18 protein-coding genes are annotated in these 16,088 nt (G+C 53.2%); 13 read left to right on the forward strand and 5 right to left on the reverse strand.

Annotated elements, in window-relative coordinates:
- The first annotated feature begins 18 nt into the window (after positions 1-18).
- From mrdA to lipA, 8 genes are all read left to right on the forward strand, one after another.
- On the forward strand, positions 19-1,920 hold the full coding sequence (mrdA, locus tag ACMGGE_RS10820; protein WP_008501038.1) for a peptidoglycan DD-transpeptidase MrdA: 1,902 nt from the start codon (positions 19-21) through the stop codon (positions 1,918-1,920).
- 2 nt (positions 1,921-1,922) lie between these two features.
- On the forward strand, positions 1,923-3,035 hold the full coding sequence (gene mrdB / locus ACMGGE_RS10825; RefSeq protein WP_008501037.1) for a peptidoglycan glycosyltransferase MrdB: 1,113 nt from the start codon (positions 1,923-1,925) through the stop codon (positions 3,033-3,035).
- 16 nt (positions 3,036-3,051) lie between these two features.
- Positions 3,052-4,158, forward strand: a complete 1,107-nt coding sequence (gene rlpA, locus ACMGGE_RS10830) for an endolytic peptidoglycan transglycosylase RlpA (protein WP_420293738.1) — start codon at positions 3,052-3,054, stop codon at positions 4,156-4,158.
- Between the two features lie 139 nt (positions 4,159-4,297).
- On the forward strand, positions 4,298-5,509 hold the full coding sequence (dacA, locus tag ACMGGE_RS10835) for a D-alanyl-D-alanine carboxypeptidase DacA (RefSeq protein ID WP_008501035.1): 1,212 nt from the start codon (positions 4,298-4,300) through the stop codon (positions 5,507-5,509).
- A 106-nt stretch (positions 5,510-5,615) separates the two neighbouring features.
- Entirely contained in the window at positions 5,616-5,879 is a 264-nt protein-coding gene (ybeD, locus tag ACMGGE_RS10840) for a DUF493 family protein YbeD (protein WP_003858718.1), read from the forward strand.
- Positions 5,880-5,973: 94 nt separating this feature from the next.
- Complete coding sequence (gene lipB / locus ACMGGE_RS10845; RefSeq protein ID WP_420293739.1) at positions 5,974-6,615, forward strand: lipoyl(octanoyl) transferase LipB; 642 nt, start codon at positions 5,974-5,976, stop codon at positions 6,613-6,615.
- A gap of 291 nt (positions 6,616-6,906) precedes the next feature.
- The gene (locus ACMGGE_RS10850) at positions 6,907-7,860 is read left to right on the forward strand and encodes a YbeF family transcriptional regulator (protein WP_045909593.1); all 954 of its coding nucleotides are present in this window, start codon (positions 6,907-6,909) and stop codon (positions 7,858-7,860) included.
- 206 nt (positions 7,861-8,066) lie between these two features.
- Positions 8,067-9,032, forward strand: coding sequence for a lipoyl synthase (gene lipA, locus ACMGGE_RS10855; protein WP_013097595.1), 966 nt, complete (start codon positions 8,067-8,069; stop codon positions 9,030-9,032).
- An 81-nt stretch (positions 9,033-9,113) separates the two neighbouring features.
- Here the strand turns inward: lipA and tatE are convergent, their stop codons facing one another.
- Positions 9,114-9,317, reverse strand: coding sequence for a twin-arginine translocase subunit TatE (gene tatE, locus ACMGGE_RS10860; protein ID WP_023310742.1), 204 nt, complete (start codon positions 9,315-9,317; stop codon positions 9,114-9,116).
- Between the two features lie 125 nt (positions 9,318-9,442).
- The gene (locus ACMGGE_RS10865; protein WP_196345982.1) at positions 9,443-10,231 is read right to left on the reverse strand and encodes a deaminated glutathione amidase; all 789 of its coding nucleotides are present in this window, start codon (positions 10,229-10,231) and stop codon (positions 9,443-9,445) included.
- 67 nt (positions 10,232-10,298) lie between these two features.
- On the opposite strand from ACMGGE_RS10865, the gene crcB reads away from it, so the two are divergent.
- Positions 10,299-10,682 (forward strand): fluoride efflux transporter CrcB, encoded by a 384-nt coding sequence (gene crcB / locus ACMGGE_RS10870; protein ID WP_024907010.1) that lies wholly within the window; start codon positions 10,299-10,301, stop codon positions 10,680-10,682.
- A 219-nt stretch (positions 10,683-10,901) separates the two neighbouring features.
- Here the strand turns inward: crcB and cspE are convergent, their stop codons facing one another.
- A complete protein-coding gene (gene cspE, locus ACMGGE_RS10875; RefSeq protein ID WP_002439184.1) occupies positions 10,902-11,111 on the reverse strand; it encodes a transcription antiterminator/RNA stability regulator CspE in 210 nt (69 codons plus the stop codon).
- Positions 11,112-11,301: 190 nt separating this feature from the next.
- Positions 11,302-11,919, reverse strand: coding sequence for a lipid IV(A) palmitoyltransferase PagP (gene pagP / locus ACMGGE_RS10880; protein ID WP_080474221.1), 618 nt, complete (start codon positions 11,917-11,919; stop codon positions 11,302-11,304).
- A gap of 394 nt (positions 11,920-12,313) precedes the next feature.
- On the opposite strand from pagP, the gene dcuC reads away from it, so the two are divergent.
- Entirely contained in the window at positions 12,314-13,681 is a 1,368-nt protein-coding gene (dcuC, locus tag ACMGGE_RS10885; RefSeq protein WP_048026951.1) for an anaerobic C4-dicarboxylate transporter DcuC, read from the forward strand.
- A gap of 94 nt (positions 13,682-13,775) precedes the next feature.
- Positions 13,776-14,585: a ribonuclease I gene (gene rna, locus ACMGGE_RS10890; RefSeq protein ID WP_420293740.1), complete on the forward strand. Its 810-nt coding sequence runs from the start codon at positions 13,776-13,778 to the stop codon at positions 14,583-14,585.
- Here rna and ACMGGE_RS10895 read toward each other — a convergent pair.
- Entirely contained in the window at positions 14,579-15,196 is a 618-nt protein-coding gene (locus ACMGGE_RS10895; protein ID WP_048226075.1) for a flavin reductase family protein, read from the reverse strand. The two genes, rna and ACMGGE_RS10895, sit on opposite strands and share 7 nt — an antisense overlap.
- A 245-nt stretch (positions 15,197-15,441) precedes the next feature.
- Between ACMGGE_RS10895 and rnk the strand changes: the two genes are divergently transcribed.
- Entirely contained in the window at positions 15,442-15,852 is a 411-nt protein-coding gene (gene rnk / locus ACMGGE_RS10900) for a nucleoside diphosphate kinase regulator (protein WP_045261020.1), read from the forward strand.
- A gap of 139 nt (positions 15,853-15,991) precedes the next feature.
- Complete coding sequence (yldA, locus tag ACMGGE_RS10905) at positions 15,992-16,081, forward strand: small membrane protein YldA (RefSeq protein ID WP_008501020.1); 90 nt, start codon at positions 15,992-15,994, stop codon at positions 16,079-16,081.
- Positions 16,082-16,088 lie beyond the last annotated feature (7 nt).

The following is a 16,088-nucleotide window of genomic DNA, read 5'->3' on the forward strand; positions in this document are numbered from 1 at the left end:
GGGTAGATTAAGCAGCGGATGAAACTACAGAATTCTTTTCGCGACTATACGGCTGAGTCCGCGCTGTTTGTGCGCCGGGCGCTGGTCGCCTTCACCGGGATTTTGCTGCTTACCGGCGTGCTGATCGCCAACCTTTATAATCTGCAAATTGTCCGCTTTACCGATTACCAGACGCGTTCCAACGAAAACCGTATCAAGCTGGTACCTATCGCACCCAGCCGCGGCATTATTTACGATCGTAACGGCACCCCGCTGGCGTTAAACCGCACCATCTATCAAATCGAGATGATGCCGGAAAAAGTCGATAATGTTCAGGATACGCTGGAAGCGCTGAAAAGCGTTGTTGACCTTAACGACGACGATATCGCCGCCTTTAAAAAAGAACGCGCCCGCTCACACCGATTCACCTCCATTCCGGTTAAAACCAACCTGACGGAAGTCCAGGTGGCCCGCTTTGCGGTGAACCAGTACCGTTTCCCCGGCGTGGAAGTAAAAGGTTACAAGCGTCGCTACTACCCCTACGGCTCCGCGCTGACGCATGTGATTGGCTACGTCTCCAAGATTAACGACAAAGACGTCGACCGCCTCGATAAAGACGGCAAGCTGGCGAACTACGCCGCAACGCATGATATCGGTAAGCTGGGCATTGAACGCTACTACGAAGATGTCCTGCACGGGCAAACCGGCTATGAAGAGGTTGAGGTTAATAACCGTGGCCGCGTGATCCGCCAGCTTAAAGAGGTACCGCCGCAGGCGGGGCATGACGTCTATCTGACTCTCGACCTTAAGCTGCAGCAGTATATTGAAACCCTGCTGGCGGGCAGCCGTGCAGCCGTTGTGGTCACCGATCCTCGAACCGGCGGCATCCTGGCGATGGTGTCAATGCCAAGCTATGACCCGAACCTGTTTGTTGACGGCATTTCCAGTAAAGACTACTCCGGTCTGCTGAATGACCCCAACACGCCGCTGGTGAACCGCGCGACGCAAGGGGTTTACCCACCGGCATCAACGGTTAAACCGTACGTGGCGGTCTCTGCACTGAGTGCTGGCGTCATCAACCGCAATACCAGCCTGTTTGACCCGGGCTGGTGGCAGCTGCCGGGTTCAGATAAGCGCTATCGCGACTGGAAAAAATGGGGCCACGGTCATCTGAACGTCACCAAATCGCTGGAGGAGTCTGCGGATACCTTCTTCTATCAGGTGGCGTATGACATGGGGATCGACCGCCTGTCAGAGTGGATGAGCAAATTCGGCTACGGACACTACACCGGCGTTGACCTTGCGGAAGAACGCTCCGGCAACATGCCGACGCGCGAATGGAAGCTAAAGCGCTTTAAAAAGCCGTGGTATCAGGGCGATACCATTCCGGTGGGTATCGGTCAGGGCTACTGGACGGCAACGCCGCTTCAGATGAACAAAGCCATGATGATCCTCATCAATGACGGCGTGGTGAAAGTGCCGCATCTGCTGCAGAGTACGGTTGAAGACGGCAAAAAAGTGCCTTGGAACCAGCCGCACGAAGCCCCAGTGGGTGACATTCATTCCGGCTTCTGGGAAATCGCGAAAGACGGTATGTACGGCGTGGCAAACCGCCCGAACGGTACCGCACATAAGTATTTCGCCGGGACGCCGTACAAAGTGGCGGCGAAGTCCGGTACTGCGCAGGTATTTGGTCTGAAAGCCAACGAAACCTATAACGCGCACCGCATTGCCGAACGTCTGCGTGACCATAAGCTGATGACGGCGTTTGCCCCTTATGACAACCCGCAGGTCGCGGTGGCAATGATTCTGGAGAACGGCGGTGCCGGGCCTGCAGTAGGGACCATCATGCGCCAGATCCTTGACCACATCATGCTGGGTGATAACAACACCGAACTGCCGGCTGAAAACCCGGCCGCCGCTGCGGCGGAGGACCAATAATCATGACGGATAATCCAAATAAAAAATCGCTGTGGGACAAAATCCACATCGACCCAGCCATGCTGCTGATCCTGCTGGCTCTGCTGGTTTACAGTGCGCTGGTTATCTGGAGCGCCAGCGGCCAGGACATCGGGATGATGGAGCGCAAAATCGGCCAGATCGCCATGGGCCTGATCATTATGGTGGTGATGGCGCAGATCCCGCCACGTGTCTACGAAGGCTGGGCGCCCTACCTCTACATCTTCTGTATTATTTTGCTGGTTGCGGTCGATGCGTTTGGCGCCATTTCAAAAGGGGCGCAGCGCTGGCTGGATCTGGGTATTGTCCGCTTCCAGCCCTCGGAGATTGCCAAAATCGCCGTGCCACTGATGGTGGCACGCTTTATCAACCGCGACGTCTGTCCGCCGTCTCTGAAGAATACCGCCATCGCGCTGGTGCTGATTTTCCTGCCAACGCTGCTGGTTGCGGCACAGCCTGACCTTGGCACCTCAATCCTTATCGCTCTCTCCGGCCTGTTTGTCCTCTTCCTGTCGGGCCTGAGCTGGCGCCTGATTGGCATCGCGGTGGTGCTAATTGCGGCGTTCATCCCTATTCTCTGGTTCTTCCTGATGCACGATTACCAGCGCCAGCGCGTCATGATGCTGCTCGATCCGGAAACCGATCCGCTGGGCGCGGGCTATCATATTATTCAGTCCAAGATTGCGATTGGCTCCGGCGGCCTGCGCGGGAAAGGCTGGCTGCACGGTACGCAGTCGCAGCTGGAATTTTTACCGGAACGCCACACCGACTTTATCTTTGCGGTACTCGCGGAAGAGTTGGGGCTGGTGGGCATCTTAATACTCCTGGCGCTATACGTTCTGCTGATCATGCGAGGATTGTGGATTGCAGCACGCGCGCAAACGACCTTTGGTCGCGTCATGGCTGGCGGGTTGATGCTGATTTTATTCGTTTATGTCTTCGTAAATATTGGTATGGTGAGTGGTATTCTGCCGGTGGTAGGCGTACCGCTGCCGCTGGTGAGTTACGGGGGCTCGGCACTGATCGTGTTGATGGCCGGGTTTGGTATCGTGATGTCGATCCATACCCACAGAAAAATGTTGTCAAAAAGCGTATAAAAATAAGGGGATCGGAATGCGTAAGCAGTGGCTGGGGATCTGCATTGCGGCAAGTTTACTTGCGGCCTGCACAAGTGATGATGGTCAGCAACAGGCAACCGTCGCGCCGCCGCAGCCTGCGGTGTGTAATGGCCCAATCGTTGAAATCAGCGGTGCCGATCCCGTTTATGAACCGCTGAATGCCAGTGCCAATCAGGATTACGAGCGCGACGGCAAAAGCTATAAAATTGTTCAGGATCCTTCCCGTTTCAGTCAGGCGGGCTTTGCCGCCATTTACGATGCCGAGCCAGGCAGTAACCTGACGGCCTCCGGGGAGACGTTCGACCCGATGCAGCTGACGGCAGCACACCCAACGCTGCCGATCCCGAGCTACGCCCGCATCACCAACCTGGCAAACGGCCGTATGATTGTCGTGCGTATCAACGACCGCGGCCCGTACGGAAATGACCGGGTGATCTCCCTGTCTCGCGCGTCAGCCGATCGTCTGAATACCTCGAACAACACCAAAGTCCGTATTGACCCAATTATCGTGGCACAGGATGGTTCGCTGTCCGGGCCAGGTACCGCGTGTACGACGGTGGCGAAACAGACCTATGCCCTGCCCGACCGCCCAAATCTTGACGGCGGAATGGGCAGCGTCTCTTCTCCGGCCGAGCCTGCTCAGCCGGGGGGAGAAATACGCCCAATCAGCAATGACACGCTGCAAAGCGACGATTCAACGGGCGCACCGGTAAAGAGTAGCGGCTTTCTTGGCGCACCGACGACCTTAGCCTCGGGCGTGCTGGAAGGCAGTGAGCCTACCCCAGCCCCCGTTGCTGCGCCAGCGACCCAGTCGGCTCCCGTAACGGCACCCGCGGCCACGCAAAGTGCAGTGGTGACGGCTCCAACAGCGGCCAGCGGCAGCTATGTGGTTCAGGTCGGCGCAGTGAGCGATCAGGCTCGGGCCAAACAGTATCAGCAGCGTCTGAGCCAGCAGTTTGGCGTACCAGGGCGCGTTGAGCAGAACGGTGCGGTCTGGCGCATTCAGATGGGGCCGTTTGCCAGCAAATCGCAGGCAGCCTCCCTGCAGCAGCGTCTGCAGAATGAAGCTCAGCTTCAGTCATTTATCGCTGTTGCGAAATAATTAACCGGCGGTATCCGAATTGTCAGTTTGTGTAAAACACATTCACAAACTCATGCTTAAAGTCGGATGCCTGCCTGAATAGCATTTGCTATAGTAAGGCACTTTTTTTAATTCCATCACGGATGTCGTAGTTCTGACCATGAAGACCACTTTTTCTGCTCGTTTTGTGCAGCGCATGGCGCTGACCACGGCCCTTTGCGCGGCTGCGCTCTCTGCAGCTCACGCCGATGACCTGAATATCAAGACCATGATCCCTGGCGTTCCGCAAATCGACGCGGAATCCTACATCCTGATCGATTACAACTCTGGCAAAGTGCTGGCAGAACAGAATGCCGATGCCCGCCGTGACCCGGCCAGCCTGACCAAAATGATGACCAGCTACGTTATCGGCCAGGCGATGAAGGCAGGTAAATTCAAAGAAACGGATCTGGTCACCATCGGTAACGATGCGTGGGCGACCGGGAACCCGGTCTTTAAAGGTTCCTCTCTGATGTTCCTGAAACCGGGTATGCAGGTTCCTGTTTCCCAGCTGATTCGCGGTATCAACCTGCAGTCGGGTAACGATGCCTGCGTGGCGATGGCCGATTTTGCCGCCGGTAGCCAGGATGCTTTCGTGGGACTGATGAACAGCTACGTGAACGCGCTGGGTCTGAAAAACAGCCATTTCCAGACCGTACACGGCCTGGACGCAGACGGTCAGTACAGCTCCGCACGTGATATGGCGCTGATTGGTCAGGCGCTTATCCGCGATGTCCCTAATGAGTACTCTATCTATAAAGAGAAAGAGTTCACCTTCAACGGTATCCGTCAGACCAACCGTAACGGCCTGCTGTGGGATAACAGTCTGAACGTTGACGGCATCAAAACCGGTCACACCGACAAAGCGGGCTACAACCTGGTCGCCTCCGCCACTGAAGGCCAGATGCGTCTGATCTCTGCCGTGATGGGGGGGCGCACCTTTAAAGGCCGTGAAACAGAAAGCAAGAAGCTGCTGACCTGGGGCTTCCGTTTCTTCGAAACCGTGAATCCACTGAAAGCAGGCAAAGAGTTTGCGTCTGAACCCGTCTGGTTCGGCGACAACGACCGTGCTTCTCTCGGCGTTGATAAAGACCTCTACCTGACCATTCCGCGCGGTCGTATGAAGGATCTGAAAGCCAGCTACGTACTGAACAGCACCGAACTGCACGCCCCGCTGCAGAAAAACCAGGTTGTGGGTACCATCAACTTCCAGCTGGATGGCAAAACGATCGATCAGCGTCCGCTGGTGGTCCTGCAAGAAATTCCTGAAGGCAATTTCTTCGGCAAAATCATTGATTACATTAAATTGATGTTCCACCACTGGTTTGGTTAAAAATTGAACACTTGAAAGTGTGATTTTGATCCCCATATACTAAGTATCCTGATAACTCCCACCTGACGTGGGAGTTATTATTTTTTGACGTTACGCCGGAGCTGACATGAAAACCAAACTTAACGAACTGCTTGAATTCCCTACCCCATTTACCTACAAAGTAATGGGTCTGGCGAAACCTGAGCTGGTTGATCAGGTGGTTGAAGTGGTACAGCGCCATGCGCCGGGTGACTACTCTCCGTCAGTAAAACCAAGCAGCAAGGGCAACTACCACTCGGTTTCTATTACCATCACTGCGACACACATTGAGCAGGTTGAGACGCTGTACGAAGAGCTCGGCAATATCGAAATCGTTCGTATGGTGCTGTAGTCCCTTTGCGGTTACCCGGTTTGCCGGGTAACCCCTCTCCCCGCTGTGATATACTCCCGCATACCTTTTGTCCCTCGTCTTCGGAGACGCAGTTTTGTATCAGGATAAAATTCTGGTCCGTCACCTCGGGCTGCAACCTTACGAGCCTGTCTCCCAGGCTATGCATGACTTCACCGATTCACGCGATGATACAACCCCCGATGAGATCTGGCTGGTCGAACACCTGCCGGTCTTTACGCAGGGTCAGGCGGGAAAAGCAGAACATTTATTAATGACGGGCGATATCCCGGTTATCCAGAGCGATCGCGGCGGTCAGGTCACGTACCATGGGCCCGGGCAGCAGGTGATGTACGTCCTGCTCAATCTGAAGCGCAGAAAACTGGGCGTCCGTGAGCTGGTTACCCTACTGGAACAAACCGTCGTCAACACGCTGGCGGAATATGGTATTCAGGCGCATCCGCGTGCCGATGCGCCTGGGGTTTACGTTGGGGAAATGAAGATCTGCTCTCTGGGGCTGCGTATTCGTAAAGGCTGCTCATTCCACGGCCTGGCATTGAATATTAATATGGATCTTGCCCCTTTCCAGCGCATAAACCCCTGCGGCTACGCCGGTATGGAAATGACGCAAGTGTGCCAGTGGGTTGAAACCGCTACGCCAGACACTATTCGCCCTGTGCTTTTGAAAAACGTGTTAGCACTACTTAACAATCCCCCGCACGAATATATCCCTGCTTAATATATCCTACAACAGGGCTCGCTAATTTGGCGGGCCACCGTTTATTTACCGTTTTTGCACTTTACAATAATCCACAGATTCTATATTTTCGAAGCGCCCGAATATTACCGCTACATATTATTTAGCCTCCAGCAAGCACAGCAAACACGGCATAAGTAACGTGAGCAATTATCACACAAGTGTTTGCTTTTGATAAACAAGTGAAACAAAACCAACACTTTACGAATCTCTACAAGCATAATAAATAAATTCAACTATCATTCATATTGTGAATGTATACGGAGTGAAAGCGTGGAGTATAATAATTTACCAGCCAAACGACTGAATGAACCTGGTGGCGAAGACAAGCCGCAAATTTTTCGGACTTTACGTAATATTGATCTCAATTTACTGACTATTTTTGAGGCAGTATATGTCCATAAGGGTATCGTTAACGCTGCGAAAATTCTTAATCTCACGCCATCAGCAATTAGCCAGTCCATCCAAAAGCTACGCGCTATATTTCCTGACCCGTTATTTATCCGTAAGGGCCAGGGGGTAACGCCGACGGCCTACGCCACGCATCTCCATGAGTACATCAGCCAGGGGCTGGAGTCGATTCTGGGCGCACTGGATTTAACCGGGAGCTACGATAAGCAGAGAACCATCACCATCGGCTGTTCCCCTTCTGTGGGTGTGCTGGTCATGCCTGCGATCTTCCAGGCCGTGAAAGAGCATGCTCCGCAGCTCCTGCTTCGCAATGTGCCTCTCCATGAACCTGACGTTCAGCTTGCCCAGTTCCAGACGGACCTGATTATTGAAAGCGGCAGCTTCAGCGCCAGAGCGCTGGGGCAAAATGTGCTTTATACGGACAACCTGGTACTGGTTTGCCGGCAGCAGCATCCGGTTCTCAGCGAACCGCTGACCCTCGAAAACCTGCGCAACTACGACCACTCGTCTTTTATGACCGAAGGGCAGTCTAACCATGCCCTTCGTCAGCGTATTGATGAAATTTTCCCGGAACGTCAGATCAGCTTCAGCAGTTACAATATGTTCACCACTGCCTCTCTGATTGGCAGCAGCGATATGCTGTGCGTGATGCCATCACGCCTGTATAACCTGCTCCGGAAGTGCTGGCCGCTGGACAGCATTCCCCTCAGTCAGCTTAATGCGGAATCAGTTGAGATTTCACTGCATTACAACAAGCTGAGTTTGCGCGATCCGGTCCTGGAAAACGTCATCCGCATTATCCGTCAGGCCTTCTGACAGGTTGAGCCAGCATAAGCCCTGTGACAGGCAGGGCAAAAGGCACAAAACAACAACTATTTTACAAATTGGCGATCTGGCAGGCTGCTTTAACGACCGTTTCAATGATATACTGCCTGTCGTTCGTTCAAAAATAGTTGATAAATACAACATTCCCTTGAATTGAAACGCTTTCCTTCGATATTCGCAACTGGAACACGCACGCTATGAGTAAACCCATTGTGATGGAACGCGGTGTTAAATACCGCGATGCCGATAAAATGGCCCTTATCCCGGTTAAAAACGTGGCTACAGAGCGCGAGGCGCTGTTAAGAAAACCGGAATGGATGAAAATCAAACTTCCGGCCGACTCTTCGCGTATCCAGGGGATCAAAGCGGCGATGCGCAAGAATGGCCTTCACTCCGTTTGTGAAGAAGCCTCTTGTCCGAACCTTGCTGAATGTTTCAATCACGGTACCGCGACGTTTATGATTCTGGGTGCGATCTGTACCCGCCGCTGCCCGTTCTGCGATGTTGCTCATGGCCGTCCGGTCGCACCTGATGCTAACGAACCTCAGAAGCTGGCGCAGACTATCGCCGACATGGCGCTGCGCTATGTGGTTATCACGTCCGTTGACCGTGACGATCTGCGCGACGGCGGAGCCCAGCACTTCGCTGACTGTATTACGGCCATTCGCGAGAAAAGCCCAAACATCAAAATCGAGACGCTGGTGCCTGACTTCCGCGGCCGTATGGACCGCGCGCTGGATATCCTGACCGCGACGCCACCGGATGTGTTTAACCACAACCTGGAAAACGTACCGCGCCTCTATCGTCAGGTCCGCCCGGGCGCTGACTATAACTGGTCTCTGAAACTGCTGGAACGCTTCAAAGAAGCGCATCCGCATATTCCGACTAAGTCAGGTCTGATGGTGGGTCTGGGTGAAACTAACGATGAAATCATCGAGGTGATGCGCGATCTTCGCCGCCACGGTGTGACCATGCTGACCCTGGGCCAGTATCTGCAGCCAAGCCGTCACCACCTGCCGGTACAGCGCTACGTGAGCCCGGACGAGTTTGATGAAATGAAAGCCGAAGCGATGGCGATGGGCTTCACCCACGCAGCCTGCGGCCCATTCGTTCGCTCCTCATACCATGCCGATATGCAGGCTAAAGGCGAAGAAGTTAAATAAAGCTGTAATATTCATTTACAGTAATACAAAAAAACCGGCCTCATGAGCCGGTTTTTTTTCGCAAGCCCTCAGGCGTTGCTGTCACTCTTTGTGAGAAAGCTTATCTGCCGGGACGTCATCCTCAGCGCTTTTCTTCGCGGCTGCATCATCGTCGTTCATCGCTTTCTTAAAGCCTTTGATGGCAGCCCCCAGGTCACCACCCAGCGTGCGTAACTTCTTGGTACCAAACAGCAGGACGACCAGTGCGGCAACCACCAGCAGTTTGGTAATACTAATCTCACCCATAGATACCTTCTTTACTTAAAACAGGCTGCATTCAGCGCCAAAACCTGATTGTATTAACGGTCATTTAGCGCGTGCACACAATAGCAATCTGTAACAAGGTGAATCAAGCATTGTTGAAAAAAACATCACAATAATTGCGGTGGCGCAAACCGACGGTTGCGAAGAACAGGTAATTGCTGACGTGCAAGCGCAATTCTGTCTATGTTTATCTCCGCCACCAGCAAATCCGGCGCTTCCGCAGCGGCGGCAATCGTCACACCCAGCGGATCGACCACCCTGCTTTGCCCGATGTTTTTCGTGCCGCACTCTCCTGCAGCAACAACATAGCAGGTGGTATCCAGCGCGCGTGCCGCCAGCAGCGTTGCCCAGTGGTGCTCTTTTAACGGTCCTTTGACCCACGCGGCAGGCAGCACCAGTACGTCCGCGCCCTGCAGCGCCAGATGGAGCGCCAGCTCCGGAAAACGCAGGTCATAGCACGTCATCAGCCCGATCTTGAATCCGTCAATCTCCAGAAGCGGTGGGATACTGTCTCCGGGGTCAACGCGCCGCGACTCCTGAATGCTGAACGCATCATAGAGATGGAGCTTGGCGTAACGTGCGACAATGGCTCCGCCGCGAATCGCCACCAGCGTATTGACTGCACGGCCCGGCGTGGAGGGAACATGGATCGTTAAGATCGTCGTCATCGTATTGCCCACGCTCTGGGCGAGCAGTTGCTGTAAAAATTCACCGTCCAGCGGCTGCGCGGACTTCACCGATAAATCCGGATCATTATCATCCCTGGCCAGCAGCGCCTCGGGGAGCACCAGCAGCGACGCGCCTTTCTGCCGGGCCTGCATCATCAGGTTGACGCATGTTATCGCGTTCGCCTGCCAGTCTGGCGTGACCGCAAATTGCCCTACCGCAACATACATATTTGTCCCCTCATCATAAACGGCGTTAAACTCGCTTCTCTTACACATCAAATAGCAGGTATTTAGCGTGTTACAACTACTTTTAGCCGTTTTTATTGGTGGGGGAACGGGTAGCGTTGCGCGATGGTTTCTGAGTATGCGGTTTAACCCGCTGCATCAGGCGATTCCCATGGGGACACTGGCTGCAAACTTGATTGGTGCCTTTATCATTGGCATGGGGCTGGCCTGGTTTAATCGAATGACACACATTGACCCAATGTGGAAAGTCCTGATTACCACCGGATTCTGCGGCGGATTAACCACCTTTTCGACGTTCTCTGCGGAAGTTGTGTTTCTCTTTCAGGAAGGCCGTATCGGCTGGGCGCTGGCGAATATCGCAATTAACATGCTCGGCTCGTTTGCGATGACGGGGATCGCATTTTGGCTCTTTTCCTCCGCAAGCACGCATTAACAGACGGACCGTTAATGTTGGCTTAATTTTTCTCTGTCACTCTGAGTGCAGTACTGAACGAGGGTGACAGAATGAAACAGAGTCTGATGAGCGCAGGCATGGTGTTGTTGAGCGTGCTGATCGTTGCAAGCTTCCTGAATATGTATCTGCTTGGCTGATTCAAAACGAAAAAAACCCGCTCAGTGAGCGGGTTTTGAAATTCTTGCTGACGCGTCTGAATTACAGAGCGATTACGTTAGCAGCAGAAGGGCCTTTGGCACCGTTAGTGATTTCGAACTCTACACGCTGACCTTCAGCCAGAGTTTTGAAACCATTAGACTGGATTGCAGAGAAGTGTACGAACACGTCTTTGCTGCCATCTTCAGGAGTAATGAAACCGAATCCTTTGGACTCATTAAACCACTTAACGTTACCTTTAATCTTAGACATCAAAATTACCTTTACATTAAAAAACGACACAAATGCTGTGTCGGTTACCAGTACATCAATTGTGAGACCTTTTGTCCAGCGGATCTTTGATAAAAAGTGACTAAAGTCGCGTTAATTTTCACTGGCCGATTTTTATCGTTTATGAATCAACGCCTGCACGTTTTTTCACCAGACTATGACGTTTTTTCAGTTAAAACTGAAAACGCATCCAGGCGAAGTAAACGTTACCGTTGTTATACGTGCCCGGAATGTAGGTCATCTGGAACGTTGCGGGACCGTAGCCGATAGAAGCCAAAGGCAGCAGCACCGGGATCGGAATGTAGTTCCAGTTGTCACGCGCGGTGACCCCCGCGGTATAGCCCAACCCAACATGGAAGTTCTCGTCGGCTAGCGGGCGCCAGGTTTTCTCCCAGCCGTAGCCTCCAATCGGCTCCCATTTATTAAAGGAGTCTTTAAAGGCCATCAGATAGATGCCATGCCAGTTTCCCTTTTCATCCCAGCGCGACTGACCAAAACCCGCGCCCCACGGACGCTCGTTGTATTTATCGGTCTTCTCTTTGTCATATGCAAAACGCGCATGCCACGTTATTGCCGGAACATAGAGATCATAATGTTCCGGCGACGTCCAGGTCTGGGAGACATTATCCGTAAAGGTTGAGAACCATCCTTTATCCGTCGCGTTGTCCTCTGCCTGTGCAACAGAAGAAAACGTTAACTGCCCAAAAATAAACAATAAAATTGAGAAAAATGTATTACGTACGATCACAATGCAATTACCATTCTTAGTATTCGAGGCAAAGTTTACCATAAAATAGTTGAATCAAAGCTTAACGGCATCAGCGTTATTCCTAATTATTCGGCCTTTTTCCGGGAATATTCTTAATAAAACCGGACAGTAAGGTCGAATAAGCACATACAGGGTGGGCCTTTAGCCTGTTTCACCTTCTTTATCAGTAACATGCCGCATTATACAAAATATTAACAATCTGTTATCATTGTAAGGACATATTGCGCTATTTCTGACGGTCAAGACCCGCATGGCATAAATGTATGAGCCATGGCAAAAACACGGTTGTTCTGCTCTCTAGTCGTCTGTTTATTGATTTTAATCAGCAAGAACAGGCCATTTATTCGGCACATTTTCATCCTTCTTTTTTTATTGATTTTTTGTGCTCCATAGCAGCAGAGATACAGGGGAAATCATGCTTACGTTATTCGAGCTCCTTATTGGAGTCGTCGTCATTGTCGGTGTCGCACGCTACATCATTAAAGGCTACTCGGCCACGGGCGTATTATTTGTTGGCGGTTTAACGCTGCTGATTATCAGCGCACTGATGGGGCATCAGGTGTTGCCTGCCAGCGCAACCAGCACCGGCTACACCGCCACCGATATTGTGGAATATATTAAAATATTGCTCATGAGCCGCGGCGGTGACCTGGGCATGATGATCATGATGCTGTGCGGTTTTGCGGCCTACATGACCCACATCGGCGCCAACGACATGGTCGTTAAGCTTGCCTCCAAACCCCTGCAATACATCAACTCGCCGTATCTGCTGATGGTCGCCGCCTATTTCCTCGCCTGCCTGATGTCACTGGCCGTTTCGTCGGCTACCGGACTTGGCGTACTGCTGATGGCCACGCTGTTCCCGGTCATGGTGAACGTTGGTATCAGCCGCGGCGCGGCAGCAGCCATTTGCGCGTCTCCGGCTGCGATTATTCTCTCCCCGACCTCCGGCGACGTCGTGCTGGCGGCAAAGGCAGCGGAGATGTCGCTCATCGACTTCGCCTTTAAAACCACGCTGCCGATCTCCATTGTTGCCATTGTCGGCATGGGTATCGCGCATTTCTTCTGGCAGCGCTATCTCGATAAGAAAGAAAACATCAGCCATGAAATGATGGACGTGAGTGAAATCACCACCACCGCTCCCGCGTTTTATGCCATTCTGCCCTTCACGCCGATTATTGGGGTGCTGATTTTTGACGGCAAATGGGGCCCGCAACTGCACATTATCACCATTCTGGTGATCTGCATGCTGCTGGCAGCCGTGCTGGAATTTGTGCGTGGTTTTAACACGCAAAAGGTGTTCTCGGGTCTGGAAGTTGCCTATCGCGGCATGGCGGATGCCTTCGCTGGCGTGGTGATGCTGCTGGTGGCAGCGGGCGTTTTTGCCCAGGGTTTGAGCACCATCGGCTTTATCCAGAGCCTGATCTCTATCGCCACCTCGTTCGGATCGGCCAGTATTATCCTGATGCTGGTCCTGGTGGTACTCACCATGCTGGCGGCGATGACCACCGGCTCCGGTAATGCGCCTTTCTACGCTTTCGTTGAGATGATCCCGAAACTGGCTCACTCCTCCGGTATTAACCCGGCCTATCTCTCCATTCCCATGCTGCAGGCGTCAAACCTGGGCCGTACCATCTCCCCGGTATCAGGCGTGGTGGTTGCCGTTGCCGGGATGGCAAAAATCTCCCCATTCGAAGTGGTAAAACGCACCTCTGTACCCGTTCTGGTTGGGCTGATTATCGTAATTATCGCCACGGAGGTGCTGGTTCCCGGTGCAGCCTAACCTAAATTAGGGATATCCAGAAAGCGCCTGCGGGCGCTTTTTGTGCTTTAATAACCCCCAGAAATTAATCACGCTCATTCGATCAGGAAATCATATGTTCAGGAAGGATATTGTTATCCCGTCCGGCGCAATCGCGCTTGCACTCTGTGTCTTCTCCACACAGGCAGAACCGCTCAAGGCAACCCAGTATGGCGATTTTGATCGCTATGTGCTGGCTCTGTCCTGGCAAACCGGGTTTTGCCAGAGCATGGTCGAGCGCAACCGCAATGAACCTGACGAATGTCGCCTGCAAAAAGAGCGCGAAAATAAAGCCGATTTTCTGACCGTTCACGGGTTATGGCCCGGCCTGCCGAAATCCATTGCCGCACGCGGGGTAGATGAGCGTCGCTGGATGCGTTTTGGTTGCGCCACGCGCCCCATTCCGAACATGCCGGAAGTGAAGGCCAGCCGCAAATGCGAAGCCGCTGAAACCGGGCTGTCGCTTTCCGCTGCCGCAAAGCTCAACGACGTGATGCCGGGCGCGGGCGGCAACTCCTGCCTGGAGCGTTACGAATACGCTAAACACGGCGTCTGCTTTGGTTTCGATCCCGATGCCTATTTCGGCACGATGGTGCGGATGAATCAGGAAATTAAAAACAGTGCGGTCGGTAAATTCTTTGCCGGTCACTACGGAAAAACCGTCACTCGCAGCGATTTTGACAGTGCCGTGGCCAGGAGCTGGGGCAACGAGAACGTCAAAGCGTTCAAGCTGACCTGCAGCGGCAACCCGGCTTATCTGACTGAGATGCAGATTTCGCTGAAGGCAGACACCATTAACAACCCGCTTTCTGCGACCTCATTTGCCCCGCAGCCACATCCGGGTAACTGCGGTAAACAATTTGTGATTGATAAAGCCGGCTACTGATCCACCGTTGGGCGCACCATATCAAACCGGTTTTCATCGCTGATGCCATAGTACGCCGTCGGCCCACCCGCACGCAGGATGGGCTGCGCTTTCGCCGTCTGGTATATCCCTTCTTCCAGCAGCGTTTCGGCAATATGGATACCGACCACTTCCCCCAGCACCAGCCACGTGTCTACCGGCGTACCGTCAGCCCCCGTCAGCTGAATGCACTGTGACAGGCGACACTCAAAATTCACCGGGCTTTCTGCAACGCGAGGCGCGTTCACCAGCTGGCTGGCCGCTGGCGTGAGCCCGGCAAAGCTAAATTCATCCCGGTCGTGGGGAAGCATCGCGGAGGTTTGATTCATCGCCTGGGCAAGATCGCGCGTTGCCAGATTCCAGACAAACTCTTTTGTCTCAGTAATATTACGCACGCTGTCCTTCCAGCCGTTGCTGGAAAAGCCGATGATCGGTGGGCGATAGTTAAAGCAGTTAAAGAAGCTGTACGGTGCGAGATTCAGCTGACCGGCCTTATCGCATGAGGAGATCCAGCCTATCGGACGCGGACCAATAATGGCGTTCAGCGGGTCATGCGGCAAGCCGTGTCCCTGAGACGGTTGATAGAAGTACATAATTCTCTCTCGTTGGCGGGCAACGCCCGGATTCAGGACACTCAGCGTAACGTATTCCGCCAGGAATGAAGACTGAATAAATTTCAGCAAAATTCATATGGCCCATGAATGTGACTTTCATCACTTCAAACTTTCGCGCTCAGCCAGTATCATCGGGAGAGTTAAACCCTCGCTGCCAGACGGCGAGGGTTTTCTTTTGGATCAGTTTCTGCGTAAGACGCAGCATTAACGACATGGAGTAAAAAATGTCCAGACCTACCATTATCATCAATGAGCTCGACGCAGAACGTATCGACAGGCTGCTGGAAAAAGCGGAGTTCGCCTCGCTCCCCGTGGCCGACGCCCTGAATGAGGAGCTCGACCGGGCACAGATGTGCACGCCTGAGACGATGCCGCATAACGTGGTCACCATGAACAGCCAGGTGAAATTCCGCAACCTGACCACCGGTGAAGAGTTGACCCGTACGCTGGTTTACCCCGCTCAGATGACCGACAGCAGCGCACAGCTTTCTGTTCTGGCCCCTGTGGGTGCCGCACTGCTGGGGCTGCGTACGGGGGATACGATCCACTGGGAATTGCCGGGCGGTGCCTCGACCCATCTGGAAGTGCTGGAGCTGCTCTACCAGCCAGAAGCCGCGGGCGATTACCTGCGTTAATCTCTTCTGAATAAGCGCCTACCCGCTTTGCACAGAGGATGCAGCCGCATCCTCTTTCCGCAAATTCACCCGATTTTCCTATACCGCGCAAAATGGCCTTAATCCACGCTTAATCTGTTTTGGTGCCGCGGGGACGGTCATGAGTGAGATAGGCGTTATCACACTTATCTTTCTGATTTTTGTGGCGATTATCGTCACGGCCGTGCTCTATCTTGAACGCCACTGGTAAGCGAACA

The organism is Enterobacter sp. BNK-22 (assembly GCF_048684805.1).
Lineage (GTDB): Bacteria > Pseudomonadota > Gammaproteobacteria > Enterobacterales > Enterobacteriaceae > Enterobacter > Enterobacter quasiroggenkampii.